The sequence below is a fragment of the Streptococcus rifensis genome (assembly GCF_053203525.1).
On the sequence record NZ_JBRUCW010000009.1, the window covers coordinates 34256 to 58344 of the forward strand.

Consider the following 24089-nt stretch of genomic DNA (forward strand, 5'->3'; position numbering starts at 1 on the left):
AGAAAATTTATGTTATACCCACAACTTACAAAAACACGTTGTTTAATGGATTTGAATGGAACTTGGCATTTTAAACAGGGCTTTTATAATCCAAGTTTAACTTCTGATCTTTCTAAAGAACTTGGCGCTGAATGGATGATCGTTCCAACTTCTTTTAATGATGTTCTGGTTGATAAAGAAAAACGTTTGTTCATAGGGGATAACTGGTATGAGCGAAGAATTGAACTACCGTCTATTGGTAACGAAGAGGAAGCAGTTATTCGTTTTGGATCCGTAACCCACCAAGCTAAAGTGTATCTTAATGGTGAACTCGTTAAAGAGCACGTTGGAGGGTTTACACCATTTGAAGTGGTCATTGAAGAGCGTTTCTTATCAGAAGATACTCTCAAGGTTACAGTGTGTGCTAATAATGAATTGAATTACAGTACACTTCCAGTTGGGAATTATTTTGAGAAAAAGAAAAGTGACGGCAGTGTTCAAAAAATTGTTAAAGAAAATTTTGATTTCTTTAATTATGCTGGTATTCACCGTCCTGTTAAACTGTATACTCGCCCTAAAGCTCACATTGAAGATATCACCATTTACTATGAACTTTCTGATGATTTATCTCAAGCAATCATCACAGTAGATGTTGATACTGTTGGTGATGCATTGGAAACGCGTATTAGACTATTAGATGAGAGTGGAACGGTTATTGGAGAAGGCGAGCGAGATATTGTAGTAGACAATGTACGGCTTTGGGAGCCACTCGATGCTTACTTATACACTTGTCGTGTGGAACTCTACAGTGATAGCCAATTAGTTGACCGTTACGATGAAGTGTTTGGTGTTCGAAAAGTTGAAGTCAGAGATGCTCAATTCTTAATCAATAATAAACCATTCTACTTTAAAGGTTTTGGGAAGCACGAAGATACTCATATTAATGGTCGAGGCTTGAATGAAGCAGCTAACCTCATGGATTTAAATCTGTTGAAAGAGATTGGGGCGAACTCATTTAGAACATCACATTATCCTTATTCTGAAGAAATGATGCGCTTAGCTGACTGTTTAGGTATCGTCGTTATCGATGAAGTACCAGCTGTAGGATTATTCCAAAACTTTTCTGCTGCACTAGACATGCTTGGAGATAAAAAAGAGCCAGAAAATACTTGGAAAGTCATGAAGACCCATGGTGCTCATGAGCTAGCTATTCGTGAATTAGTAGAGCGGGATAAAAACCACGCCTGTGTGGTGATGTGGGTTGTAGCAAATGAACCATCTTCACATGAAGAAGGAGCGCGTGAGTATTTTGAACCACTGATTCAGTTGTACAGAGATTTGGATCAGCAAAAACGGCCGGTAACTCTTGTTAATATTATGAATGCGGGGCCGAACCAAGATTTAGTAACGGACTTAATCGATGTTATTTGTTTAAATCGTTACTACGGTTGGTATAAAAATCATGGTGAGTTGGCCGATGCCAAAAAAGATCTTCGAGCAGAATTAGAAGAATGGCATCGCCTATACCCAGATAAGCCAATCATGTTTACTGAGTATGGAGCTGATACGATTTCAGGGTACCATTCGATGTGGGATATTCCATATACAGAAGAGTACCAGTGTGACTATTACCAAGCTAATCATGAAGTTTTTGATGAATTGCCTTACTTTGTAGGGGAACAAGTTTGGAATTTTGCAGATTTTGAGACAAATGTCATGCTGATTAGAGTAAAAGGAAATCACAAGGGGCTATTTTCTAGGACACGTGAACCAAAACAAGTTGTTCGTCTTTTTAAGGAACGTTGGACAGCGATTCCTGATTTTGGATACAAATCTTGATTGATATGGTATTTCCGTATAACTTTAAAAAACGTCTCGAATGCGATATAATATCAAAAAGGAGACACCATGAAAAAGACAAATTTACCACTTGCTGATCAAGCGGCGGATCGTTTAGTAGACTATATTATTGAAAATCAATTTGAACCAGGCACACGTTTGCCTAATGAGTATGATTTGGCTTCAATCTTAGAAGTTGGTCGGAGTACTGTACGGGAGGCTGTACGACGTCTTGCAGCCCGTAATATTCTTGAAGTACGTCAAGGTTCAGGAACCTATGTCAGCGGTAAAAAGGGAGTTGCAGATGATCCTTTAGGGTTTTCTTTTATTAAAGATACCTATAAGTTGACGCAGGATTTGTTTGAAATACGGTTATTGTTGGAACCCCGAGTTGCTGCAAAGGCTGCTCAAAATGCTACGGATCAACAATGTGAAGAGCTGGAGCGTCTAATCATAGCTATTGAAGATTCTTATGATGCCGGTAACTTGGATCATATCGAATTAGACATTCAGCTTCATAGCCTTTTGACGAAGATGAGTGGCAATCTTGCTTTGGACAGTCTATTGCCGGTAATTCACCAATCGATTGGATTGATTAATGATAATTTTAGCAATGACAAGATGCAACTTAGTACACGTATAACGCACCGTATGATTTATGAAGCGGTTGTAGAGAGGGACGCTGTAAAGGCATCTGATGCTATGACGCAGCATATCTATGCAGTAAGTTCTGGATTTCAGAATCAATCAGAACATTAACATTGTTCCAGCTGAAGACAACGTCTCTTTTGAAACATTCCTTAGGTTTCTCGCGTTCTAATTTTCAGGCTCCAACTTAAAACGATTCACTGGTTCGTTTTAACAGACGGTAGCGTCTCCCTCTGGACGTTTGATTCAAGCTATCGCTTGCTCTATTTCCAACCTTTAACTGAATCGGTTACACTAAACTAGACAAAATTTATAAAGTGTTCTACACTAAAGAAAATAGGAGAACTCTATGTCTAGAAAAATACGCCGTCATTTTACGGATGATTTTAAACGGCACATTGTCAAGTCAAGTGCAACACGTTCGATACTGAATTAGAATTCCTTTGTTTAGGCTGTTTGGGCTAGCCCAAACAGAAAATTTGCGGTTTTATAGTGGTGAAGTCGCCTAGGTCTATTATTGATAGCAGAGACATAACAACAGAGCTCTTCTGTCGTTAGTGAGTTTAGAGAGATACCTTTTGGGAGAAACTCTCTCAAAAGACCGTTGAAGTTTTCATTAGTCCCTCTTTCATACGAAGAATAAGGATGAGCAAAGTATATATCAACTCCATGTAAATCTGACAAACGACTAAACTCTGAACCATTGTCTGACGTAATAGAAAGAATTGGATACTCTAAAAGAAGTTCCTTAACTGTAGCGTTAATCGTCTCTGCTTGCTTATTCGGCAATTTACAAGCCAGGGCAAACCGAGTCTGGCGTTCTACCAAGGTCATAACAACAGCTTCACCCTTGGTTTTCTTACCGAGTACAAGGTCAATCTCCCAGTGGCCAAACGTAGAACGGTCGTTAATTGACTCAGGACGTTCTGCTATGGAAGTGCCTAGGACTTTCTTTGCGACCTTAGATGTGACGTTAGACCGTTTTCGGATGCTCACCATCTTAGGTAAATCAATTGGTTTTATCGTCAACAGGCCATCTTTGATGTAACGGTACACTGTTTTGGTTGAAGGAATGACTTCAAACGGATATTCCGCTTTGTAGGTTTGGACAAAAGTATCGATACTGTGGCAGCGAGGTTGGGATTTCAAAGCCTTTTCCAACTTCTCAAAGAAGGTCTTGGAACAATCTCCTAGTTTGCAATAAGTACTATTTTGTCGATTGTTCGCATAGACACGTTGGCCACTGTCTGGAAAGTAGACACTTGAGTATAAGAGTTTTCCATTCTTATCTTGAACCTGAGTGACGCTTCCACGCTTGATTTCACGACTGATAGTCGAGCGATGACGACCTAGAAGGCGAGCAATCTCAGCAGGTTTCTTATCCATCTTGAGATAGGCACTAATTTCTCCTCGTTCAGAGGCTGAGAGGTGTGAATAAGATGGATTTTTGGTAGAATGATTAGTGGACATGTTCATCTGCTTTCTATACTGAGTTGGGGAATTCTAGTATATCAGACGAACATGTCTTTTTTGTTGTACTTCATTTTACAACGCGGGGATGATTTTAAACAACAAATCGTTGACCTTCACAATGCAGGGATGAAACGAAGTGCGCTGATCAAAGAATATGATTTAACTCCCTCTACCTTTGATAAGTGGGTGAGACAAGCTAAAACAACTGGATCCTTCAAATCGGTTGATAATCTTACTGATGAACAGCGGGAGCTGATTGCCCTTAGAAAGCGAAATAGAGAACTTGAAATGCAGCTAGACATCCTAAAGCAAGCAGCAGTGATTATGGCACAAAAAGAGAAATAATCACTGCTAACAAGGATAAATACAGCATTTCAGCCATGTGTCGTTGGTTGAATCTCCCGCGCTCTAGCTACTACTATAAAACCTCAGAACCAGTATCTGAAGCTGATCTTGAAGAAAAGGTGAAACAGATTTTTCTTGAAAGCAAATCACGATACGGGGCTCGAAAGATCAAGCAATGTCTGGCTACAGACGGAATTACCCTATCTCGTCGTCGTATTCGTCGCATAATGAAGCGTTTAAATCTCGTATCGGTTTACCAGCAGGCTAGCTTCAAGCCACACTCTAAAGGGAAAAACGAAGCTCCTATTCCAAATCGCTTAGCCAGACAGTTCCACCAAGAAAGACCACTGGAAGTGATTGTGACAGATTTGACCTATGTCCGTGTTGGTCAGCGTTGGGCTTATGTTTGCTTGATTATTGACCTCTTTAATCGTGAAATTATTGGTTTATCAGTCGGTTGGCAGAAGACTGCAGAACTTGTCAAACAAGCTATTCAGAGTATCCCTTATGCTTTAACCAAGATCAATCTTTTTCATTCTGACCGTGGTAAGGAGTTTGATAACCAGTTGATTGATGAGGTGTTAGGAACCTTTGGGATCACTCGTTCGTTAAGTCACACAGGCTGTCCTTATGACAATGGGGTAGCTGAGAGTACCTACCGTTCCTTCAAACTGGAGTTTATTCATCAAGAAACCTTTCAGTCACTTAAAGAACTAACCTTTAAAACAAGAACTATGTCCACTGGTGGAATCATCATCGCATTCACAGTACTCTCGATTACCAAACACCCATGGCTAAGCGAGTAATCGCTTAACGAAAAAACACTTTATATAAATTGTACAGAAAAGTGTTGCCTTTTCATTCTGTTTGCCATAGGTATTTCCTCCTTTGTATGATTTTCGGGGTCTTAGGGTCTCCCTAACAAGCTAAAAATTGATAAAAAAAGAAGCAGATCCCGAAGGGCTGCTTCATCAATTTTTCCGTAAGTGTCCGTACCCTTACTGTGCTTGCTACAAAAGTCAAGCAAGCATTAAGCATTTCTCTAAAATTGTAAATATATTATACCATAAAATTCAAGAGAAAGGAGAAAAAATAATTGACAAATTGTCAGTTGCGTGATACCCTTTAAATAGGAGGTATAAAATGAGAGATGTAAAAGAACCTGAAATACGACGTGCAGAGATTATGGATGCTGCAATGATACTCTTTATGGAGAAAGGATTTACTAATACAACAACTCAGGATATAGTTGATAAAGTAAATATATCAAGAGGGTTGTTATATTATCACTTTAAGAATAAAGAGGATATCTTATATTGTCTTGTAGAACAATATTCAGATAGACTACTGAAAGATATTTATATTATTGCTTATGATGAAGATAAAACTGCCATAGAAAAAATCAGATCATTTATAGATGTTACAATTATATCTTCAAAAAATATTTCAGCAGAGGGTACAGTGCTACAAAAAACAATTGACCTTCAAGAAAATCAATATATGATAGATAAGTTATCCCATAAGCTTGTTGAAAAACTGACAATATATTTTGAAAAGATTATAAATCAAGGAATAATGGAAAGAGTTTTTTCTGTAAAATATCCATTAGAAACAGCAGAGTTGCTTATGACAGCTTATGTTTTTGTTTCAAATAACATAAGTATAAGATATTTAAAGGAAGAACCTGTTGATAACTACTTAAATGCATTTAAGATAATGCTTGAACAAAGCTTAAATACGAAAAAGCTCTTTAGTAATTAAAAAAAGAATAGAATGTTTGCAAGGAGAATAATTTGCCGATAGCTACTGATACACAAGTTATCGGTTTTATTTCAAAGAATAACTGACAAAATGTCAATGGAGGCGGAAATTATGTTAGAGATAAAGAATCTTAGTAAATTCTATGGAAACAAAAAGGCTGTTGAAAACTTATCCATTTCAGTACAGTCTGGAGATATTTATGGATTCATTGGTGCAAATGGAGCCGGAAAAACTACAACGATAAAAGCGGTAGTTGGGATTCATGATTTTGAGAATGGAAGTATAACTATTGATGGGCATTCCATTAAAGAGGAGCCTGTTATTTGTAAAAAAATGATGGCATACATTCCGGATAATCCAGATTTATATGAACATCTGACAGGATTTCAGTACATCAATTTTATTGCTGATTTATTTGAAGTTTCTACTGAGATACGCAGAGAAAGAATTCAGAGATACGGCGATTTATTTGAAATGACGAAACATTTTTCGGGGATGATATCTTCGTATTCACATGGCATGAAGCAAAGAACGGCGATTATTTCTGCATTGGTGCATTCTCCAAAGTTACTAATTTTAGATGAACCTTTTGTTGGACTTGATCCGAAAGCAACTTTTCTACTAAAGAAAATAATGCACGAATGCGTATCAGATGGAGGAGCTATTTTCTTTTCAACACATGTATTGGATGTTGCAGAAAAATTATGTAATAAAATTGCAATTATAAAAAATGGAAAGTTAATTGCGAGCGGAAATACAGAAGAAGTCAAAGGCAATAAATCTTTGGAAACTTTTTTCATGGAGGTGCAGGATAATGAGCAAAATTTGGATACTAATTAGAGCACAATTGATAAATTTCTTTCCGATCAACGAAATGAAAGAGCCGGGAAATAAAAAACAAAGTTCAATTGTTATTGCAAGTTTTGGAATAATAACTCTTGCTATATTTTTCTTTGTTTATAATATCATAACAGCCAAAACATTGGTACAACTGGGACAGCAGGAGTTGATACCGGCATATATGGTATCGGTATCAAGCTTTGCAATATTATTTTTGACAATATTTTATTCGAATGGGATTTTTTTTGGCAGTCGTGATATGGAAAATCTTTTGTCATTGCCTGTAAAAAGTTCGGATATTATAAGCAGCAAGTTTATGTTTATGTATTTATTGAATTTTTTAATAGGATTGATATTTATGCTTCCGGGGGGAATTGTTTGGGTGTTAAACGGAAGTTTAAATGCATTACAGATTATATTGTATTTTACTTCCATAATTTTTGTTCCGTTGATACCTATGTGTATAGCAGCATGTATGGGAATCATTATTGTTGTTGCTTCATCTTTCTTTAAGAGAAAAAATGTTATTGCTTTAATTTTTTCATTTGCAATGATAGGGATAATTGGATATATTGCAGTGTCAGCTATGAAATCAGGTAATGAAAATAGTATTGGGATTATGCTTTCTAAGCAAATTACCGGATTGTACCCGTTATCTAAGCTATTTATGGAATACTATAATTTTCCAATGTACATTGGAGTAGGATTATTTATTGTTCTTTCAATAGTATTTTTTTATATATTTGCCAAAGTGGTTTCATTGAAGTATGGGTTGCTTAATACTCTTGCTAAAACAACAACAAGATATTCTGACAACAAAAATTCGAATAATAGAAAATCAGTATTTTTTGCCCTATATAAAAAAGAAATGGGACGATTTCTAAATTCATATATGGCAGTATTGAATGCAGGTCTTGGTGTAATACTTTTATGTGTTTTCAGCATATTTCTTCTTTTTAATTCTTTACAACAAATAGGGGAATATTCGGGAATCGAAAATGTTAATGAATATCTTTCAAATTTTGCTCCGATGTGTATTGCTTCAATGTTTTTACTTAGTTGTCCGGCAGCATTTTCCATATCTTTAGAAGGTAAAAATGTTTGGATTTTGCAAAGTTCTCCTATTAGGGTAAAAACGATTTTAAATTCTAAGATTGCAGTAAATCTTACGCTTCATTTAATTGGATATATTGTTTCTGTGTTTATATTTTTGCTAAAGCTTGATATGGACATTATTCAAACCATCAGCTTAATAATTGTTCCTATTTGTTATTCCGTTTTTATAACAGTGATTGGAATTTCTTTGAATAAAAAATTTCCCAACTTTGAATGGGAAAGTGAGATGATGATAGTAAAACAGAGTATGCCTGTTATTGTGTCTGCAATTATTGGAATGGCTGCGTTAGTTATACCAATTCTTCTCCATTGGTTTTTGCATTTTCCTATATTATTAACATTGTTAGGAGTAGCATTTATTTTGCTTATTATTGCAGGTGGTGTTTATATAAAAACTTGTAAATTAAATTTTTAGTTTAAGGAGGCGATGTTCTATGAAAAAAAGATTTTTAAAAGATGTATTGGTGTTGATAGGGATAATGTTTGTAATATTTATTGTTTGCATATTTCTCCCAGAGAAAATTCCTGTTCATTTCAATGCAAAAGGAATCCCCGATATGTTTGCTAATAAATATTATCTTCTATTTGCTGCGGTTATTCCATATTCTGCATATTGGAAATTCGTACGAGGAAGAAAAAATAAAAATAAATGAATGTATATCTATATTTGCAAATTGCTTCAGTGAAAAGGCAACGCTTTTCTGTACAAATTTTATAAAGTGTTTTTTCGTTAAGCGATCACTCGCTTAGCCATGGGTGTTTGGTAATTGAGACTACCGTGGATGCGATGATGATTCCACCAGTGGACATAGTCCTTGGTTTTAAAGGTTAGTTCTTTAAGTGACTGAAAGGTTTCTTGATGAATAAACTCCAGTTTGAAGGAACGGTAGGTACTCTCAGCTACCCCATTGTCATAAGGACAGCCTGTGTGACTTAACGAACGAGTGATCCCAAAGGTTCCTAACACCTCATCAATTAGCTGATTATCAAACTCCTTACCACGGTCAGAATGAAAAAGATGGACCTTGGTTAAAGCATAAGGGATACTCTGAATGGCTTGTTTGACAAGTTCTGCAGTCTTCTGCCAACCGACTGATAAACCAATAATTTCACGATTAAAGAGGTCAATAATCAAGCAAACATAAGCCCAACGCTGACCAACACGGACATAGGTCAAATCTGTCACAATCGCTTCCAGCGGTTTTTCTTGGTGGAACTGTCTGGCTAAGCGATTTGGAATAGGAGCTTCGTTTTTCCCTTTAGAGTGTAGCTTGAAGCTAGCCTGCTGGTAAACCGATACGAGATTTAAAAGCTTCATTATGCGACGAATACGACGACGAGATAGGGTAATTCCGTCTGTAGCCAGACATTGCTTGATCTTTCGAGCCCCGTATCGTGATTTGCTTTCAAGAAAAATCTGTTTCACCTTTTCTTCAAGATCAGCTTCAGATACTGGTTCTGAGGTTTTATAGTAGTAGCTAGAGCGCGGGAGATTCAACCAACGACACATGGCTGAAATGCTGTATTTATCCTTGTTAGCAGTGATTATTTCTCTTTTTGTGCCATAATCACTGCTGCTTGCTTTAGGATGTCTAGCTGCATTTCAAGTTCTCTATTTCGCTTTCTAAGGGCTATCAGCTCCCGCTGTTCATCTGTAAGATTATCAACCGATTTGAAGGAGCCCGTTGTTTTAGCTTGTCTCACCCACTTATCAAAGGTAGAGGGAGTTAAATCATATTCTTTGATCAGCGCACTTCGTTTCATCCCTGCATTATGAAGGTCAACGATTTGTTGTTTAAGGTCATCTGTAAAATGACGGCGTACTTTTCTAGACATAGAGTTCTCCTATTTTCTTTAGTGTAGAACACTTTATAAGACTGTCTAGTTTAGTGTAACCGATTCATAGTATCTCCTTGTTTTCAAGCTTTACAGTTTCCTCTCTAGTGTTTAAAACGTGATCGAATGAAGAGATAAAGTTTGGAGATAGGGCCTGTAGAGTAGAATGAACACATGAAAAAAGGGAGAATCGAACTCATCTGATCGGATTATCCATTCTTGTCCGATTTCTTCTGTTGTTATACTTATATTATATTGATGTGATCAAGGAAAAAGTCATGCAAAACTCTTCAACTAAATTTCAGCCGAAGCTCATCAGATGATTTTTGGCGTTTTTTTAATTTTTTTTAAAAAAATCAACTTAAATGCTTGAATTTATCTGATGAATTTGATATTATTAAACCATAAGAAAACGTTTTCCAAAAAAATCATCTACAAAATATCTTTTTAAGGAAGAATCCTCATCAGATGACTTTTGATATTTAAGGTATTTATTGACATTGGTAAAGGAGTAGTGTTTTTATGACAACAAATGGTATCCATCGGGCAAAACCATGGCAGATTGGACTTTTTGCTCTAAATAATACCTCAACAAATATTTGGCTCTTCTTCATGAATTTTATAGCCTATTATATGACGGGTTATGTCGGGGTCGGAGTGGTTTTAGCCTCTAGTATTATCATGGGAATGCGCATTTGGGATGCGGTAACAGATCCTATCGTGGGCTACTTAGTAGATAAGACGGATGGGAGATTTGGGAAAAATAGACCATTTATGGTCATTGGAAATGGCATACTAATCTTAACAACATTTTTGCTTGTTTTTACAACGCATCACTTACCTGAGGGAGTACGTTTTCCGTATTTTATTGTTATCTATGCGCTCTATATTGTAGGCTACACACTTCAAACTGTTGTAACTAAATCAGCACAGAGTTGTTTGACCAACGATCCTCAACAGAGGCCTACATTTGGAATTTACGATGGTATCTATAATGCTATTTTATTTGCATTGTTCCCTGTTGTTATTTCAAACTTCTTAGTTCCAAAGCACGGCGATTTCACAGCAGCCTTGTTCCATGAGCTATGGTATTATATTGCACCAATTACAATACTGTTTACTTGGTTAGCTGTTTTTGCGGTTGCAGGGAAAGATCGACATGAATACTTTGGTACTGGTCAAACAGTGAAGGTAGGTTTTAGGGATTATTGGGAAGTCCTTAAAAATAACCGTGGGATTCAAATGTTGGTTTTTGCGGCATCGACTGATAAGATTGGACAAATGGTGAAATCTAATGCAACTGTGCTAATTATCATCTATGCTATTGTCGCAGGTAATTATGGACTTCAGGGTGCTGTGGCAGGCTATACAACTATTCCAACAATTTTAATTATGGTAATGGGTGTGCGTTTTATCGCTACCAGAATGGGTCAAAAGCAAGCCCTCTTATGGGGATCATGGGGAGGAGTTTTAACTAATGCAGCTCTCTTTGCTCTCTTCTATATTGCTGATCCAACTACTATGAGTTTCCCAGGATTAGAAACCTTTAATGGATGGTCCTTCTTTACACTGGCATTTATCGTTTTGTGGATTTTGGAAAGCGGCTTCCGCAGTTTAGCTGGTACGATGGTCATACCAATGACAGCAGATTGTGCGGATTATGAAGTTTATCGTTCAGGAAGGTATGTCCCTGGTCTTATGGGGACATTATTCTCATCAGTAGATAAAGTCATCTCTTCCTTTGCTACAACTATTGTGGGACTACTATGTGCATCAATCGGTTTTACAGAACAGTTACCAACAGTTGATACACCTTATAGCCCAGAGTTAAAATTTATTGGACTATTCCTTATTTTTGGACTAATGATTATCGGAAATTTGTGCAATTTAATTGCTATGAAATTTTACCCACTTACCAAAGAAAAAATGGCTGAAATACAGGGTGAAATTGCTCGTATTAAAGCAGAACATGTGACTCGTTTAGAAGAGGAAAGAAATGAAATCTAAACTGAGTCAGACATTATAAATATCAAGGAGACCCTATGCTAAATCAATTAAAAGACAATTACGCTTTTGCCGTTATCCGTGGGAAGAGTGCAGAGGATGCGCTCGAAATCTCACGTCATGCTATCGCGGGCGGGATTAAGAACATCGAAGTGACCTTCAGCACACCCAATGCGGCTGATGTGATCGCTCAACTGGTTGATGAATACTCGTCTGATGATTCTGTGGTGATCGGAGCGGGAACAGTGATGACGACGGACTTGGCGCGTGAAGCCATCGCTGCGGGCGCCCAGTTTCTGGTCAGTCCTCATTTCTCAGCCGATATTCAGACTATAGCTCAAGAAGCCTGCAATCTCTACTTCCCGGGCTGTGCCACGGTCACTGAGATCGTGACTGCCATGGAAGCTGGTTGTCCTATTATCAAACTCTTCCCAGGGGGGAGCTTAGGCCCTAGCTTTATCAAGGACATCCACGGTCCCATCCCAGATGTTGATCTCATGCCATCTGGTGGTGTTTCTATTGACAATGTGGCAACTTGGAAGGCAGCTGGTGCCTGTGCGGTTGGGGTTGGTTCAGCCCTTAGTGCCAAGGTGGCGACTGAAGGCTATACCAGTGTGACCGGCTTTGCCAAAGCCTTTATGGCAGCCTTGGAGGGATAAGATGACGTTTAATGATGACAATTTTATGCTTAAAAACGATGCGGCCAAAGTGCTTTATAGCTATGTCAAAGACTTGCCCATCTATGATTTTCACTGCCACTTAGACCCACAAGCCATCTATGAGGACAAGTCCTATACCAATATTGTGGACCTCTGGTTAGACGGGGACCATTACAAATGGCGCTTGATGCGGGCGAACGGTGTGCCAGAAGCCTTGATTACAGGAGAGGCTGATAAGAAGGAAAAGTTCCGAGTTTGGATTGAAACGGTGAGCCGTGCCTTTGGCAATCCCCTCTACCATTGGAGCCACTTGGAACTCAAAGCTATCTTTGGGATCGATGAGGTGATTAAGGCAGAGAATTGGGAAAGCCTCTATGAGCGGTTAAATGCTACCCTAGCGACTGGTACCATCTCTCCCCGTTCCCTCCTGGAGCTGTCGGATGTCCGTTTTGTCGGCACGACAGACCATCCACTAGACGCCTTAGACTGGCATGAGAAGATCACTGCTGATCCCACCATCGATGTGGTGGTGGCACCGACCTTTAGGCCGGATGAAGCCTTTGTTAGCCATGTTAACTTTAACGGCTTTACCAAGCGCTTGTCTGAGGTGACTGGGAAAACGATTCAAAATTTCTCAGATTTTGTGGCTGCCATGGAGGACCGGATCCAGTACTTTGTCGCTCATGGCTGCCAAGCCTCGGATATCAGCTTTGGGGCTGTCCAGTACCAGGATGTGACCGAAGCAGAATTGGACCAAATCCTAGACAAGGCCTTAGCAGGCGATAGCGTCTCTGACTACGAGGCGTCTGCTTGGCAGTCCGGAATCTTCCTAGCCCTCTGCCGTCTGTACCAGAAATACAACCTCGTGACCCAAGTGCACTTTGGCGCTGTTCGTAATAGCCACAGTCGTCTTTACAGCCAATTAGGAGCGGATAGTGGGTTTGATTCCATGGGGGATCAGGTGGCTTTAGCTGATCACCTGAACCGTTTCCTTGATGCCCTCGCTAAGGACGACCAATTGCCTAAGATGGTCTGGTACCCTCTAAACCCTGTCTATAATGCCGTAGTGGCTAATACCCTAGCCAACTTCCAAGCTAACCAAGCTGGCATTAAGAGCCAATTGCAGTTTGGTGCTGGCTGGTGGTTTAACGACACCAAACTCGGTATGATTGACCAGATGAACCACTATGCCGACCAAGGGCTCTTGGCTAACTTTATCGGCATGTTGACCGATTCCAGAAGCTTTATGTCCTTCCAGCGTCACGATTACTTCCGTCGCATCCTCGCTAGCCATATCGGCCAATGGGTGGCAGACGAAGAGGTGCCCGATGAGGAGAGCCTCTTGAGACCGCTGGTCGAAGGCATTGCCTATGCCAATGCCGAAGCCTTCTTTAAACCATAATCTTATCTATTGAAACTTAAAAAAGGAGTTACCTATGAAAATGTCTTTTCGTTGGTACGGAAAAAATGACCCCGTTACCTTAGAAGAAATCAAAGTCATCCCTGGTATGCAGGGGATTGTGACTGCTGTTTATGATGTGCCAGTCGGGCAAGCTTGGCCACTGGAGAAGCTCTTAGCCCTCAAAGAAGAAGTGGAGGCAGCAGGCTTAGAAATCACGGTTATCGAATCGATCCCTGTCCATGAGGACATCAAACAGGGCAAGCCGAATCGGGATGAGTTAATTGAAAACTACAAGACTTCTATTCAGAACGTCGGAAAAGCAGGGATTCCTGTGGTCTGTTATAACTTTATGCCCGTCTTTGACTGGACCCGATCAGACCTCAACCATCCCCTACCAGACGGGACAACCTCTCTAGCCTTCCTCAAAGAGGATTTGGCTGGGGTAGACCCAGTGGCTGATGACCTTAACCTTCCTGGCTGGGATTCGTCCTACTCGAAAGAAGAGATGAAGGCCATCATTGAGAACTACCGGGAAAACATTTCAGAAGAAGACCTCTGGGAGAACCTGGCTTACTTCATTAAGGCCATTCTGCCAACAGCAGAGGCTGCTGGTGTGAAGATGGCTATTCACCCAGATGACCCGCCTTATGGCATCTTTGGCCTTCCGCGGATCATCACCGGGCTCAAGGCGGTGGAGCGCTTCTTGGACCTTTATGATTCTGAGTACAATGGCATCACCATGTGTGTGGGGTCTTACGCCTCAGACCCGGCCAATGATGTCTTGGCCATCCATGAGTACGCCTTGAAACGCAACCGTATTAACTTTATGCATACCCGCAATGTGACCGCTGGGGATTGGGGCTTCCAAGAAACGGCGCACTTGTCGCAAGCAGGAGATATTGACATGAACGCTGTGGTCAAACTCCTCGTCGATTACGATTGGCAAGGGGCGCTTCGTCCAGACCATGGCCGTCGCATCTGGGGTGACCAGACCAAGACACCGGGCTATGGGCTTTATGACCGTGCTTTAGGAGCGACCTATTTCAATGGGCTCTACGAAGCCAACATGCGCGCAGCAGGAAAGACCCCTGACTTTGGGATTACCGCTAAAACAGTTAAGGCATAAGAGAAGGAGAAGACGAATGACAAAAACCATTTCATTTACAGGCAAGACCGTTGTGGTCACAGGTGCTGGGGGAGTCCTTTGTGGTTTCCTAGCTAAGGAATACGCCAAGGCAGGTGCTCAAGTAGCCTTGCTTGACCTCAATCAAGAGGCGGCTCAAGTCTTTGCGGATGAGATTGTCGCAGCTGGTGGAAAGGCTAAGGCTTATAAGGCCAATGTGCTTGACAAGGCAAATCTAGAAGCGGTTCGTGAGGCTGTCTTAGCGGACTTTGGACCAGCGGATATCTTGGTTAACGGTGCGGGCGGAAATAGCCCTAAGGCAACGACAGACAATGAGTTTCATGAGCTGGACTTACCAGAAGGAACCAAGACTTTCTTTGACTTAGACCAGGCAGGGATTGAGTTTGTCTTTAACCTCAACTACCTAGGAACCCTATTACCGACCCAAGTCTTTGCGCAGGATATGGCAGGGCGTGAGGGGGCTAATATCCTTAACATTTCTTCGATGAATGCCTACACGCCACTGACTAAGATTCCAGCATACTCTGGGGCTAAGGCTGCCATCTCAAACTTCACCCAGTGGTTGGCCGTGCACTTCTCCAAGGTTGGGATTCGTTGCAATGCCATTGCGCCAGGGTTCTTGGTAACTAATCAGAACCGAGGGCTACTCTTTGATGAGAAGGGCGAGCCAACGGCCCGGGCCAACAAGATCTTGACCAATACACCGATGAGTCGCTTTGGCGAAGCAGAGGAGTTGGTGGGCGGCATCTTCTTCCTGACGGATGAGAACTTAGCTAGCTTTGTGAATGGTGTTGTTCTTCCGATTGACGGTGGCTTCTCCGCTTATTCTGGGGTGTAAAGACATCATTTCTTTAATATTAAAAGCTTAGTAACCATAAAGTCACTAAGCTTTTCGTTAAATGGAGGTAAAAATGACTAAGACAATAGCAATTGATTTTGATAATCTCATTAAACTGCGTGACCTCAATCCAAAGTTAGTTTCCTATAACGTTGAGTTTGCTGAAGTAACTGGGGGCACTTTTTGGAAAGCATATTCTCCAGAACAAATTGAAGGGACTGAGGAGTTTTACGTAGAGCCGACTGACGAAGGTATTGCAGCTATGTATAAAGATTTAATGCAACACTATGATCCAATCGATCTCTATGATGAAAAACTTCGCTATCTTGCCAAAGAATTGGGCTCTGCATGGATTCGAGTTTCTGGAACATGGTCAACCAAAACCTATTATGATTTTGATGGTACTACGAATGGCGTTGTGCCAGATGGCTATCTAAATGTTTTAACAAAGGATCAGTGGATTGGTGTTTTAGATTTTGTTAAAGCAGTAGATGGACAGTTAAAAATTTCGATGGCAAATTGTCCAGGACTCCATAGTGCAGAGGAACCTTGGCATCCAGCTGAGGCGGAGAAAATCTTCGCGTTGAGCGAATCTTATGGAGTACCAATTGAAGCTGTCGAATTCACAAATGAACCGAATATGCTAGAAGATACAGGGTTCCCTCCAGGTTATACGGCGGAACACTATCGGAGAGATCAAGATTTATTCTTTGCTTGGCTAGATAAACATTATCCAAACTGCCTCAAGGTAGGGCCATCTGCTACAGGAGGAGACAATATTGTCTTTGGTGATCCTAAAAAACAAGGAACAGGTGGTGTGGAACAGGTTGCACGCAACGTAGTGGATTGTTCTGATTTGTTAGATGGTACAAAAGTACCTTTGGATGTATTCTCTTATCATTATTATAATGGGCTATCTGAACGCTTAGCCTCTGTTATTCCAGGGGGTCATTGGTCTGCAGATGAAGCTTTGACAGAAGACTACTTGGCAGTGGCTGGTAATTTTTGTAAGACCTACTTACCGTTACGTGACCGCTATGTACCAGGGGCTGAAATGTGGGTAACTGAAGCTGGGGATGCTGGTGGTGGTGGAAATACTTGGGCTTCAACGTATCTAGATGTTCCTCGGACATTAAATGAATTGGGTGTTTTCTCAAGTTTAACAAATGGTGTTATTTTCCATAACACTCTAGCTTCTTCAGATTATGGCTACTTAGCTCGAGAAGTTTTCAATCCTCGTCCTAATTATTTTGCAGTGTTACTCTGGAACAAATTGATGGGTTCAGAAGTCTATGATAGTGATATTGAAATTAGTGAAGGCGCTCATGTCTTTGTACATTCTCGTAAAGATGGTAAATCTGGGAAGGTTGTCTTAGTCATCAACAATTCTGAAACGACTGAAACAGTTCTAAAATTAGACCATCCTGCTGAAGTTTATCGTCTATCAGGGAAAGATAATAATAAGCGCGCTAAAGTGATGACCTTAAACGGTAATGATCTTGTTTTGACTGATCAAGGACAAGTGCCTGAATTAACTGGAGAAACAGTCTTAGCTTCTTCATTATTAATAGGACCAACAGAATGTGTATTTGTGGTCATAGACCAATAAACTGATTATCGAAAAGTTTTTCAAATTACTATTTCATCATATGAATTAAAAGAAAAGAATGATCCTTGAAGTCATTCTTTTCTTAATTTAAATGATATTTAAGTTAAAACTTGACAGCGTTTTCTTTTTCTGATACAATAAATACATCAGATGAATTTAGAGAGGTTTTACGCTATGACAAAAAGAAAACAAGAATTTGTTTTTTGTGTGGATTCAGATGGATGCGCCATGGATACTATGACTTACAAGCATCACCTTTTTTTTGGACCGCTGGCTGCTGATGTTTTTGAAATAGAGGACAGGGAGTTGTTTTTAGAAGAGTGGAATCGTGTTAATCTCTATTCTAGGACTCGAGGGATTAATCGATTTGTAGGATTACTGACTGGTCTAGATTTTGCCAATGTTTCAGACGTGGAAGCCTTTCGCAAATGGGTAGAAACAACGGATTCACTGTCCAATAATTCGTTAGAAAAGCAATTGAAGCAAACCCCTTCAGTAGACCTCAAAAAAGCTTTAGAGTGGTCAAATGAAGTTAATCGAAATATTAAAGATTACGAGGGAGCTGTTTTAGCATTTTCTGGAGCAAGAGAAGGTCTTGCTTATTTAAAAAAACTCGGAAAAGTTTTTGTTGTCAGTTCTGCAAACAAAGAAGCTGTTGAAGAGGAGTGGAAAGAACAAGGTTTAATGGACTCTGTTGATGATCTTTATTGTCAAGATAGAGGCAAGAAAGAAGATGTTATTGCCCAGTTAATCAGTGAAGGTTATGATCCAAATCGTATACTTATGATTGGTGATTCCCCAGGGGATTTAGTTGCAGCAGAGCAGAATCAAGTGAGTTTTTACCCAATTTTAGTTGGAGATGAAGCTAACTCTTGGAAAGTTTTGAAAGAAACCTTTGCAGCTCAATTTGTTAATCAAGAGTTATCAGATGATAGACTAGAAGACCTTAAACAGTTATTCTGGAAAAATTTAGATGCTTAAAAGGAGGATTGTGCTATGACACATTTAGTAGATTTAACCAAAAAACCATATAACTTAGATCAACAAGCTATTTCATGGATAGAAGAGACAATTGCAAACATGACGCTTGAAGAAAAAATTGGCCAGCTTTTTGTGAATATGGGAGCTAGCCGAAGCGAAGAATATTTGACAGAAGTCTTAAATACCTATCACATCGCAGCTGTAAGGTACAATAAAGGGACGGCCTCTGAGGTTTGGGATCAAAACTATATTTTGCAAACCAAGTCAAAAATTCCACTTTTGATTGCAGCTAATACTGAGGCTGGTGGTGATGGTGCTGTGACAGACGGTACAAAAATTGGGGATGAAATTAAGGTAGCTGCAACCAATGATCCTAAATATGCCTATGAAATGGGTCGTATTGCTGGTATTGAAGCTTCAGCGGTAGGTTGTAATGCCTCTTTTGCACCAATTATGGACTTGTCACGAAACTGGCGTAATCCGATTATTGCAAACCGTACTTGGGGAGCAGATGTTGATCAAACGATTCAGTTATCTAAAGAATATATGAAGGGGATCATGGAGCAGGGGATATTACCATTTGCTAAACACTTCCCTGGAGATGGTATCGATGAGCGCGATCATCACCTTTCCTACGCCTCGAATCCTATGACTAAGTCTGAATGGATGGATACTTTTGGACGGATTTATGGTGAGATGTCTGATGCTGGATTACCCGGTATTATGGCTGGCCACATCCATTTACCAAATGTTGAAAAAGAAATGCATCCTGATCGTGACCTAGATGATATGCTACCGGCTTCGCTTAATAAAACGCTGTTAGATGAATTATTGCGGGGAGAACTGGGGTATAATGGTGCAATTGTTACTGATGCATCACATATGATTGGTATGACAGCATCTATGCCACGTCGTGAACTTTTACCAACTGCAATTGAGGCTGGTTGTGATTTATTCTTATTCTTTAATGATCCAGATGAAGATATCCAATGGATGCGTGAAGGCTATGAGAATGGCCTCCTTACGGATGAACGGTTACATGATGCGCTTCGTCGTACTCTAGGACTTAAAGCCAAACTCGGTCTTCATACTTTTGAAGGTCGTCGTGACGAAATCATGTTGCCTAAAGAAGAAGCTCTATCACGTATCCAAACAGAGGAAGCTCAAAAAATCTCTGCAGAAGTTGCTGATAAAGCAATCACACTGGTGAAAGCCAAGCAAAAAGGGATTTTCCCGATTACGCCAAATCGTTACAAACGTATCTTAATTGTTAATGTCGAAGGATACAAGGGTGGTTTTGGAGCCTTAATTAATGCAGGTAAAAAGCGTGCTTCCGATACTGTAAAGGCACTTCTTGAAGAGCGCGGGCATGAGGTCACCGTTTGGGAGAATACGGAAGAACGCATCATGAAATTACCTGAAAATGAACGTGGAGCAGCAATTGCTAATGTCTATGCACAGAAGCAACCCATTTCAAATTTGACAGATCACTATGATTTAATTATTAATTTAGTGGATGTCAACTCAGGTGGAACAACTCAGCGTATTATATGGCCAGCAGCTAAGGGAACTCCGGATCAACCTTTCTATGTTCATGAAGTTCCTACTATCGTTGTCTCTGTTCAACATGCATTTGCATTAGCTGATATGCCACAGGTTGGTACTTACATTAATGCCTACGATGGTTTGCCAAACACGATGGAAGCTCTCGTTAAGAAATTAGCAGGTGAATCAGAGTTTACAGGAGTATCACCTGTAGATGCTTTCTGTGGATTGATTGATACGCATATTTGGAGGGATTCGCCTTTAAATAGTTTGGAGTAATCCGGAAAATATAATTCTCTACAAAAAATAACTAAAATAAATTATTAAGAGATTACAGACTGGATATTTCAGAAAAAAATAAAGTTCATTCTTCTAATTCTATTCTAGTAGTCTTTTGCGAGAAAGTTATCGCAACCATAAGACTGTTGGACGTGTCCCGCCTCTTTTTTAGCTTCTGGATATGAACTTACTCTTGTTTTTAAGTACTGTAAATAAAAGAAGCATGAAAATTGTTCTCATAAGATGAAACTTATGCTAAAATAGGCTTGAAAACAGTTACAAAACCAAGGAGGTTGGTCTATGTCAGAGTTGGCAACATTACAAAATGGTTCAGATATCCGAGGGATTGCCCTAGCAACTGAGGAACTAAAAGTGACCTTGAGTACAGAAGCAGTCAAGCAGATCACTTCAGGATTGATTCGCTGGCTCCGAAAAGACAAGGAGGCAGTTTATCAAGCTAGCAAACTCCGTATTGGAGTGGGAAGAGACAGTCGTTTGAGCGGTGAAGCCTTGGCGACAGCTTTAATGACAGAAGCGACCCGTCAAGGGGTAGATGTCATTGATTTTGGCATGGCAACGACACCGGCCATGTTTATGGCCACACAATACCAAGACTTTGCCTGTGACGCTGGTATTATGATAACAGCTAGTCATTTGCCCTACTATTTCAATGGTATCAAAATTTTTAGTCAAAAAGGTGGGGCTGAGCATGAGGATATTGGCTTTATATTAGAACACACAGAGCCAAGCAGTAATGGCCATCAAGGGGAATGCCATCGTGCTGACCTAATTACTCCCTATGCAGCGGATTTGGTCGCTAAGATTCGCAAAGGAAGCGGTCTTTCAACAGACAAGCCCCTTGCCGGCATGAAGATTATTGTCGATGCTGGAAATGGTGCTGGAGGGTTCTTTGCGACTCAGGTTTTGGATGTGTTAGGCGCTGATACGAGCGGTTCTCAATTTCTTGACCCAGACGGCAGTTTTCCAAATCACATTCCCAATCCGGATAACAAGGAAGCCATGACTAGCATCCAAGAAGCAGTGCTAAAGCATCAAGCCGATTTGGGCATTATCTTTGATACCGATGTCGACCGAGCGGCAGTTGTCACTAAAAGTGGTGAGATTCTAAACCGGAATAATTTGATTGCCATTCTCAGTCATATCACCTTGGCAGAACATCCTGGCACCAGTATTGTGACCAATTCGCCAACCTCAGACCACTTAAAAGACTTCATCGAACAGTTGGGCGGTAAGCAGATTCGCTACATTTCGGGTTATCGCAATGTTATTAACCGAGCGATTGCTGCCAATGAAGCAGGTGTAGATTGTCAACTGGCTATTGAAACCAGTGGGCATGCGGCCTTTAAGGAAAATTATTTCCTTGATGATGGTACCTATGTGGCGGCTAAAATCTTGATGCTCTTGCCAACATTAGCTGAAAAAAATCAAACCTTGGATGATTTAATCGTAGATTTGAAGCAACCAATTGAAACCCAAGAAGTTCGGTTTAAATTAGAAGCAGAAGATTTCAAAGCTCTCGGCCAGCAAGTGATTAAGGACTTAGCCGAATATACTGTCGCTGGCTGGACCATTAACCCAGAAAACGAAGAGGGGATTCGAATCACCTTATCAGAGCCTTTTGGACAAGGCTGGTTCTTGCTTCGGCTCAGTCTTCACGAACCGCTTTTAGTCCTGCAAATCGAGAACGACCAAGCAGGCTATATGTCAACGGTGTTCAAGGAAATGAATCGTTTCTTAAATGCTTACCCAGAGGTCAATCAGAGCCAATTATTAGAGCTCATTTAAAGATATTGTGTTTGAGAAGATTATTTTAAAAAGTAAAACAGCGAACGCCTCAGCAGTCTGCTATTCAGACGACTATGGCGTTCGCTATATCTATTTTTATGGAGTTATGAGATGAGCTCATTAATATCATGGTAGTAAAGGTTTAATCCTTCTGCAACCGGTAGGCTTGTCAAATGACCTTGGTAGGTTGTCACGCCTTGGAGCAGACCATTATCTTCTTTAATGGCTTGGTCAAACCCTTTATTGGCTAGGTCAAGGATATAAGGGAGGGTGACATTGGTTAAGGCAATAGTTGATGTGCGTGGAGCCGCGCCTGGAATATTAGCTACAGCATAGTGCAATACACCGTGCTTCACATAAACAGGTTCGTCATGGGTGGTCGTTTGGTCGGCCGTTTCGATAACACCGCCTTGGTCGACAGCTACGTCTACAATAACAGATCCTGGACGCATGGTTTTAACCATATCTTCTGTAACCAACTTAGGTGCCTTGGCCCCTGGAATTAGGACTGCTCCGATAACGAGGTCAGATGCTTTAACGACCTCAGCAATGTTGAGCGGGTTAGACATGAGGGTTTGGATTTGGCTGCCAAAGACTTCTTCCAGTTCGGACAAGCGCTTGGCAGAAATGTCCAAGATGGTAACTTGAGCACCTAAACCAAGGGCGATACGGGCAGCATGCGTTCCCACGACACCACCACCGATAATGGCAACCTTGCCTTTTGGAACACCAGGGACACCGCCAAGGAGAACACCTGAACCACCTTCTTGTTTTGTTAAAAATTGGGAACCGATTTGAACCGCCATACGGCCAGCCACTTCACTCATCGGTGTTAAAAGAGGTAACTGTTCTTGGGCGTTTGTAACGGTTTCATAAGCAATACTGTTGGTTTTACTTGTTAGCATAGCTTGAGCTAAATCAGGAGCGGCTGCCATGTGGAGATAGGTAAAGAGAGTCAGGTCCTCACGCAAGTAAGGATACTCAGACTGAAGAGGTTCTTTAACCTTGACAACTAATTCTGCTGACCACGCTTGCTCAGCGCTGGCAGCGATTTGAGCCCCTTGAGCGGTATAGTCTGCATCTTCAAAACCAGATCCGAGACCTGCTTGCGTTTCTACAAAGACTTGATGGCCAGCTTGAACCAGTGCATAAACACCTGCTGGCGTTAGGGCCACACGGTTTTCATTGTTTTTAATTTCTTTAGGAATACCGATTAACATATGATTCCCCTTTCTTTCTAGTATGTCTATTTTAAAGAAAAAAAACTGAGATTTCAAGCAAGGACCTAAAAAATGAAAAATCAAGACAATCTATTGACACCCTATAGGGCCTATGATATACTGTAACAGTACGCTGATTTAGCTCAGTCGGTAGAGCGCATCCATGGTAAGGATGAGGTCGCCGGTTCGATCCCGGCAATTAGCAGTTTTGACGCCTTGAGCTTGCTCAGGGCGTTTTCGTTACCTCACGCCCGTTTTTGCTAAGGTCAAATGAAAAAAAGAGTTTAGCAAAAGGGTATCCACAGAAAGGATAAATGATGAAAAAAATTTGTTTTGTGTGTCTCGGCAATATCTGTAGAAGCCCCATGGCTGAGTTCGTGATGAAATCATTAACAGACCAATTGGAAATTGAAAGTCGAGCGACCTCTGGCTGGGAATACGGCCACCCTATTCACCAAGGGACACAAAAAATCTTTAAGCAATACGGCATTGCTTTTGATAGTCAAAAAAGTTCAACTCAGATCAGTCAAGCTGATTTTGAGCATTTTGACCTCATTATCGGCATGGATGCTTCAAATGTTCAAAACCTAAAGAGCCTATCATCAGTTTCCTCCCATGATAAAATTGTCCAATTTGCTGAAGAGTCTGTGCCAGACCCTTATTATACCGGTGATTTTGAGGATACTTATCGCCGTGTTTTAGCAGGATGCCAAGAATGGGTAAAAAAATTGACATAAAATTGTCATTTTTCTCAAAAACGCTTAG

Annotated in this window: 19 protein-coding genes, 1 tRNA gene and 1 pseudogene; 18 read left to right on the plus strand and 3 right to left on the minus strand. The window is 40.4% G+C overall.

What is annotated here, in order from left to right:
* Positions 1–9: 9 nt before the first annotated feature.
* Complete coding sequence (uidA, locus tag ACVRYP_RS06650) at positions 10–1818, plus strand: beta-glucuronidase (RefSeq protein WP_447467960.1); 1809 nt, start codon at positions 10–12, stop codon at positions 1816–1818.
* 69 nt (positions 1819–1887) lie between these two features.
* Positions 1888–2577, plus strand: a complete 690-nt coding sequence (locus ACVRYP_RS06655; protein WP_447467961.1) for a FadR/GntR family transcriptional regulator — start codon at positions 1888–1890, stop codon at positions 2575–2577.
* A gap of 336 nt (positions 2578–2913) precedes the next feature.
* On the opposite strand, the gene ACVRYP_RS06660 is transcribed toward ACVRYP_RS06655, so the two are convergent.
* Complete coding sequence (locus ACVRYP_RS06660) at positions 2914–3936, minus strand: IS30 family transposase (RefSeq protein WP_447467962.1); 1023 nt, start codon at positions 3934–3936, stop codon at positions 2914–2916.
* A gap of 51 nt (positions 3937–3987) precedes the next feature.
* Here ACVRYP_RS06660 and ACVRYP_RS06665 point away from each other — a divergent pair.
* From ACVRYP_RS06665 to ACVRYP_RS06685, 5 genes and pseudogenes are all read left to right on the plus strand, one after another.
* Positions 3988–5098 (plus strand): annotated as a pseudogene (locus ACVRYP_RS06665) (IS3 family transposase).
* 329 nt (positions 5099–5427) lie between these two features.
* On the plus strand, positions 5428–6045 hold the full coding sequence (locus ACVRYP_RS06670; RefSeq protein WP_447467963.1) for a TetR/AcrR family transcriptional regulator: 618 nt from the start codon (positions 5428–5430) through the stop codon (positions 6043–6045).
* A gap of 111 nt (positions 6046–6156) precedes the next feature.
* Positions 6157–6885, plus strand: a complete 729-nt coding sequence (locus ACVRYP_RS06675) for an ABC transporter ATP-binding protein (protein ID WP_023056447.1) — start codon at positions 6157–6159, stop codon at positions 6883–6885.
* A complete protein-coding gene (locus ACVRYP_RS06680; RefSeq protein WP_447467964.1) occupies positions 6860–8416 on the plus strand; it encodes a permease-like membrane multi-spanning protein in 1557 nt (518 codons plus the stop codon). Before ACVRYP_RS06675 ends, ACVRYP_RS06680 begins: the two co-directional genes overlap by 26 nt.
* 19 nt (positions 8417–8435) lie before the next feature.
* The gene (locus ACVRYP_RS06685) at positions 8436–8654 is read left to right on the plus strand and encodes a DUF1648 domain-containing protein (RefSeq protein ID WP_050137118.1); all 219 of its coding nucleotides are present in this window, start codon (positions 8436–8438) and stop codon (positions 8652–8654) included.
* Positions 8655–8731: 77 nt separating this feature from the next.
* Here ACVRYP_RS06685 and ACVRYP_RS06690 read toward each other — a convergent pair.
* Positions 8732–9837, minus strand: a protein-coding gene (locus ACVRYP_RS06690; RefSeq protein WP_447467965.1) for an IS3 family transposase whose coding sequence is annotated in 2 segments (ribosomal slippage) — positions 8732–9561 and positions 9561–9837 — 1107 coding nt in all. Because the reading frame shifts where the segments join, the coding sequence is not laid out codon by codon here.
* A 522-nt stretch (positions 9838–10359) separates the two neighbouring features.
* Between ACVRYP_RS06690 and ACVRYP_RS06695 the strand changes: the two genes are divergently transcribed.
* The 9 genes from ACVRYP_RS06695 to ACVRYP_RS06735 all read left to right on the plus strand — a co-directional run bounded on the left by ACVRYP_RS06695 (position 10360) and on the right by ACVRYP_RS06735 (position 22104).
* Positions 10360–11844 (plus strand): MFS transporter, encoded by a 1485-nt coding sequence (locus tag ACVRYP_RS06695; RefSeq protein WP_447467966.1) that lies wholly within the window; start codon positions 10360–10362, stop codon positions 11842–11844.
* Positions 11845–11879: 35 nt separating this feature from the next.
* Positions 11880–12500 carry a bifunctional 2-keto-4-hydroxyglutarate aldolase/2-keto-3-deoxy-6-phosphogluconate aldolase gene (locus tag ACVRYP_RS06700; RefSeq protein WP_447467967.1) on the plus strand — a complete coding sequence of 207 codons (621 nt, stop codon included), beginning with the start codon at positions 11880–11882 and terminating at the stop codon, positions 12498–12500.
* A 1-nt stretch (position 12501) separates the two neighbouring features.
* Entirely contained in the window at positions 12502–13902 is a 1401-nt protein-coding gene (gene uxaC, locus ACVRYP_RS06705; protein WP_447467968.1) for a glucuronate isomerase, read from the plus strand.
* A 34-nt stretch (positions 13903–13936) separates the two neighbouring features.
* Positions 13937–15028, plus strand: a complete 1092-nt coding sequence (locus ACVRYP_RS06710) for a mannonate dehydratase (protein ID WP_447467969.1) — start codon at positions 13937–13939, stop codon at positions 15026–15028.
* 16 nt (positions 15029–15044) lie between these two features.
* Positions 15045–15884, plus strand: coding sequence for an SDR family oxidoreductase (locus ACVRYP_RS06715; protein ID WP_447467970.1), 840 nt, complete (start codon positions 15045–15047; stop codon positions 15882–15884).
* 73 nt (positions 15885–15957) lie between these two features.
* Positions 15958–17493 (plus strand): beta-glucuronidase, encoded by a 1536-nt coding sequence (locus ACVRYP_RS06720; protein WP_447467971.1) that lies wholly within the window; start codon positions 15958–15960, stop codon positions 17491–17493.
* Positions 17494–17667: 174 nt separating this feature from the next.
* Complete coding sequence (locus tag ACVRYP_RS06725; protein WP_447467972.1) at positions 17668–18474, plus strand: HAD family hydrolase; 807 nt, start codon at positions 17668–17670, stop codon at positions 18472–18474.
* 15 nt (positions 18475–18489) lie between these two features.
* A complete protein-coding gene (locus ACVRYP_RS06730) occupies positions 18490–20298 on the plus strand; it encodes a glycoside hydrolase family 3 protein (protein WP_447467973.1) in 1809 nt (602 codons plus the stop codon).
* A 300-nt stretch (positions 20299–20598) separates the two neighbouring features.
* Complete coding sequence (locus ACVRYP_RS06735) at positions 20599–22104, plus strand: phosphohexomutase domain-containing protein (RefSeq protein ID WP_447467974.1); 1506 nt, start codon at positions 20599–20601, stop codon at positions 22102–22104.
* A 104-nt stretch (positions 22105–22208) separates the two neighbouring features.
* On the opposite strand, the gene ald is transcribed toward ACVRYP_RS06735, so the two are convergent.
* Entirely contained in the window at positions 22209–23324 is a 1116-nt protein-coding gene (gene ald / locus ACVRYP_RS06740; protein ID WP_447467975.1) for an alanine dehydrogenase, read from the minus strand.
* Between the two features lie 132 nt (positions 23325–23456).
* On the opposite strand from ald, the gene ACVRYP_RS06745 reads away from it, so the two are divergent.
* Together ACVRYP_RS06745 and ACVRYP_RS06750 are read left to right on the plus strand one after the other, a co-directional pair.
* Positions 23457–23529 (plus strand) — tRNA-Thr (locus ACVRYP_RS06745).
* 112 nt (positions 23530–23641) lie between these two features.
* Positions 23642–24061 carry a low molecular weight protein-tyrosine-phosphatase gene (locus ACVRYP_RS06750; RefSeq protein ID WP_447467976.1) on the plus strand — a complete coding sequence of 140 codons (420 nt, stop codon included), beginning with the start codon at positions 23642–23644 and terminating at the stop codon, positions 24059–24061.
* Positions 24062–24089 lie beyond the last annotated feature (28 nt).

What these genes read in the sequence shown, in the direction of transcription:
- uidA (WP_447467960.1), top strand. Translation starts at nt 10, where the DNA reads ATGTTATACCCACAACTTACAAAAACACGTTGTTTAATGGATTTGAAT.
- ACVRYP_RS06655 (WP_447467961.1), top strand. Translation starts at nt 1,888, where the DNA reads ATGAAAAAGACAAATTTACCACTTGCTGATCAAGCGGCGGATCGTTTA.
- ACVRYP_RS06660 (WP_447467962.1), bottom strand. Translation starts at nt 3,936, where the DNA reads ATGTCCACTAATCATTCTACCAAAAATCCATCTTATTCACACCTCTCA.
- ACVRYP_RS06670 (WP_447467963.1), top strand. Translation starts at nt 5,428, where the DNA reads ATGAGAGATGTAAAAGAACCTGAAATACGACGTGCAGAGATTATGGAT.
- ACVRYP_RS06675 (WP_023056447.1), top strand. Translation starts at nt 6,157, where the DNA reads ATGTTAGAGATAAAGAATCTTAGTAAATTCTATGGAAACAAAAAGGCT.
- ACVRYP_RS06680 (WP_447467964.1), top strand. Translation starts at nt 6,860, where the DNA reads ATGAGCAAAATTTGGATACTAATTAGAGCACAATTGATAAATTTCTTT.
- ACVRYP_RS06685 (WP_050137118.1), top strand. Translation starts at nt 8,436, where the DNA reads ATGAAAAAAAGATTTTTAAAAGATGTATTGGTGTTGATAGGGATAATG.
- ACVRYP_RS06695 (WP_447467966.1), top strand. Translation starts at nt 10,360, where the DNA reads ATGACAACAAATGGTATCCATCGGGCAAAACCATGGCAGATTGGACTT.
- ACVRYP_RS06700 (WP_447467967.1), top strand. Translation starts at nt 11,880, where the DNA reads ATGCTAAATCAATTAAAAGACAATTACGCTTTTGCCGTTATCCGTGGG.
- uxaC (WP_447467968.1), top strand. Translation starts at nt 12,502, where the DNA reads ATGACGTTTAATGATGACAATTTTATGCTTAAAAACGATGCGGCCAAA.
- ACVRYP_RS06710 (WP_447467969.1), top strand. Translation starts at nt 13,937, where the DNA reads ATGAAAATGTCTTTTCGTTGGTACGGAAAAAATGACCCCGTTACCTTA.
- ACVRYP_RS06715 (WP_447467970.1), top strand. Translation starts at nt 15,045, where the DNA reads ATGACAAAAACCATTTCATTTACAGGCAAGACCGTTGTGGTCACAGGT.
- ACVRYP_RS06720 (WP_447467971.1), top strand. Translation starts at nt 15,958, where the DNA reads ATGACTAAGACAATAGCAATTGATTTTGATAATCTCATTAAACTGCGT.
- ACVRYP_RS06725 (WP_447467972.1), top strand. Translation starts at nt 17,668, where the DNA reads ATGACAAAAAGAAAACAAGAATTTGTTTTTTGTGTGGATTCAGATGGA.
- ACVRYP_RS06730 (WP_447467973.1), top strand. Translation starts at nt 18,490, where the DNA reads ATGACACATTTAGTAGATTTAACCAAAAAACCATATAACTTAGATCAA.
- ACVRYP_RS06735 (WP_447467974.1), top strand. Translation starts at nt 20,599, where the DNA reads ATGTCAGAGTTGGCAACATTACAAAATGGTTCAGATATCCGAGGGATT.
- ald (WP_447467975.1), bottom strand. Translation starts at nt 23,324, where the DNA reads ATGTTAATCGGTATTCCTAAAGAAATTAAAAACAATGAAAACCGTGTG.
- ACVRYP_RS06750 (WP_447467976.1), top strand. Translation starts at nt 23,642, where the DNA reads ATGAAAAAAATTTGTTTTGTGTGTCTCGGCAATATCTGTAGAAGCCCC.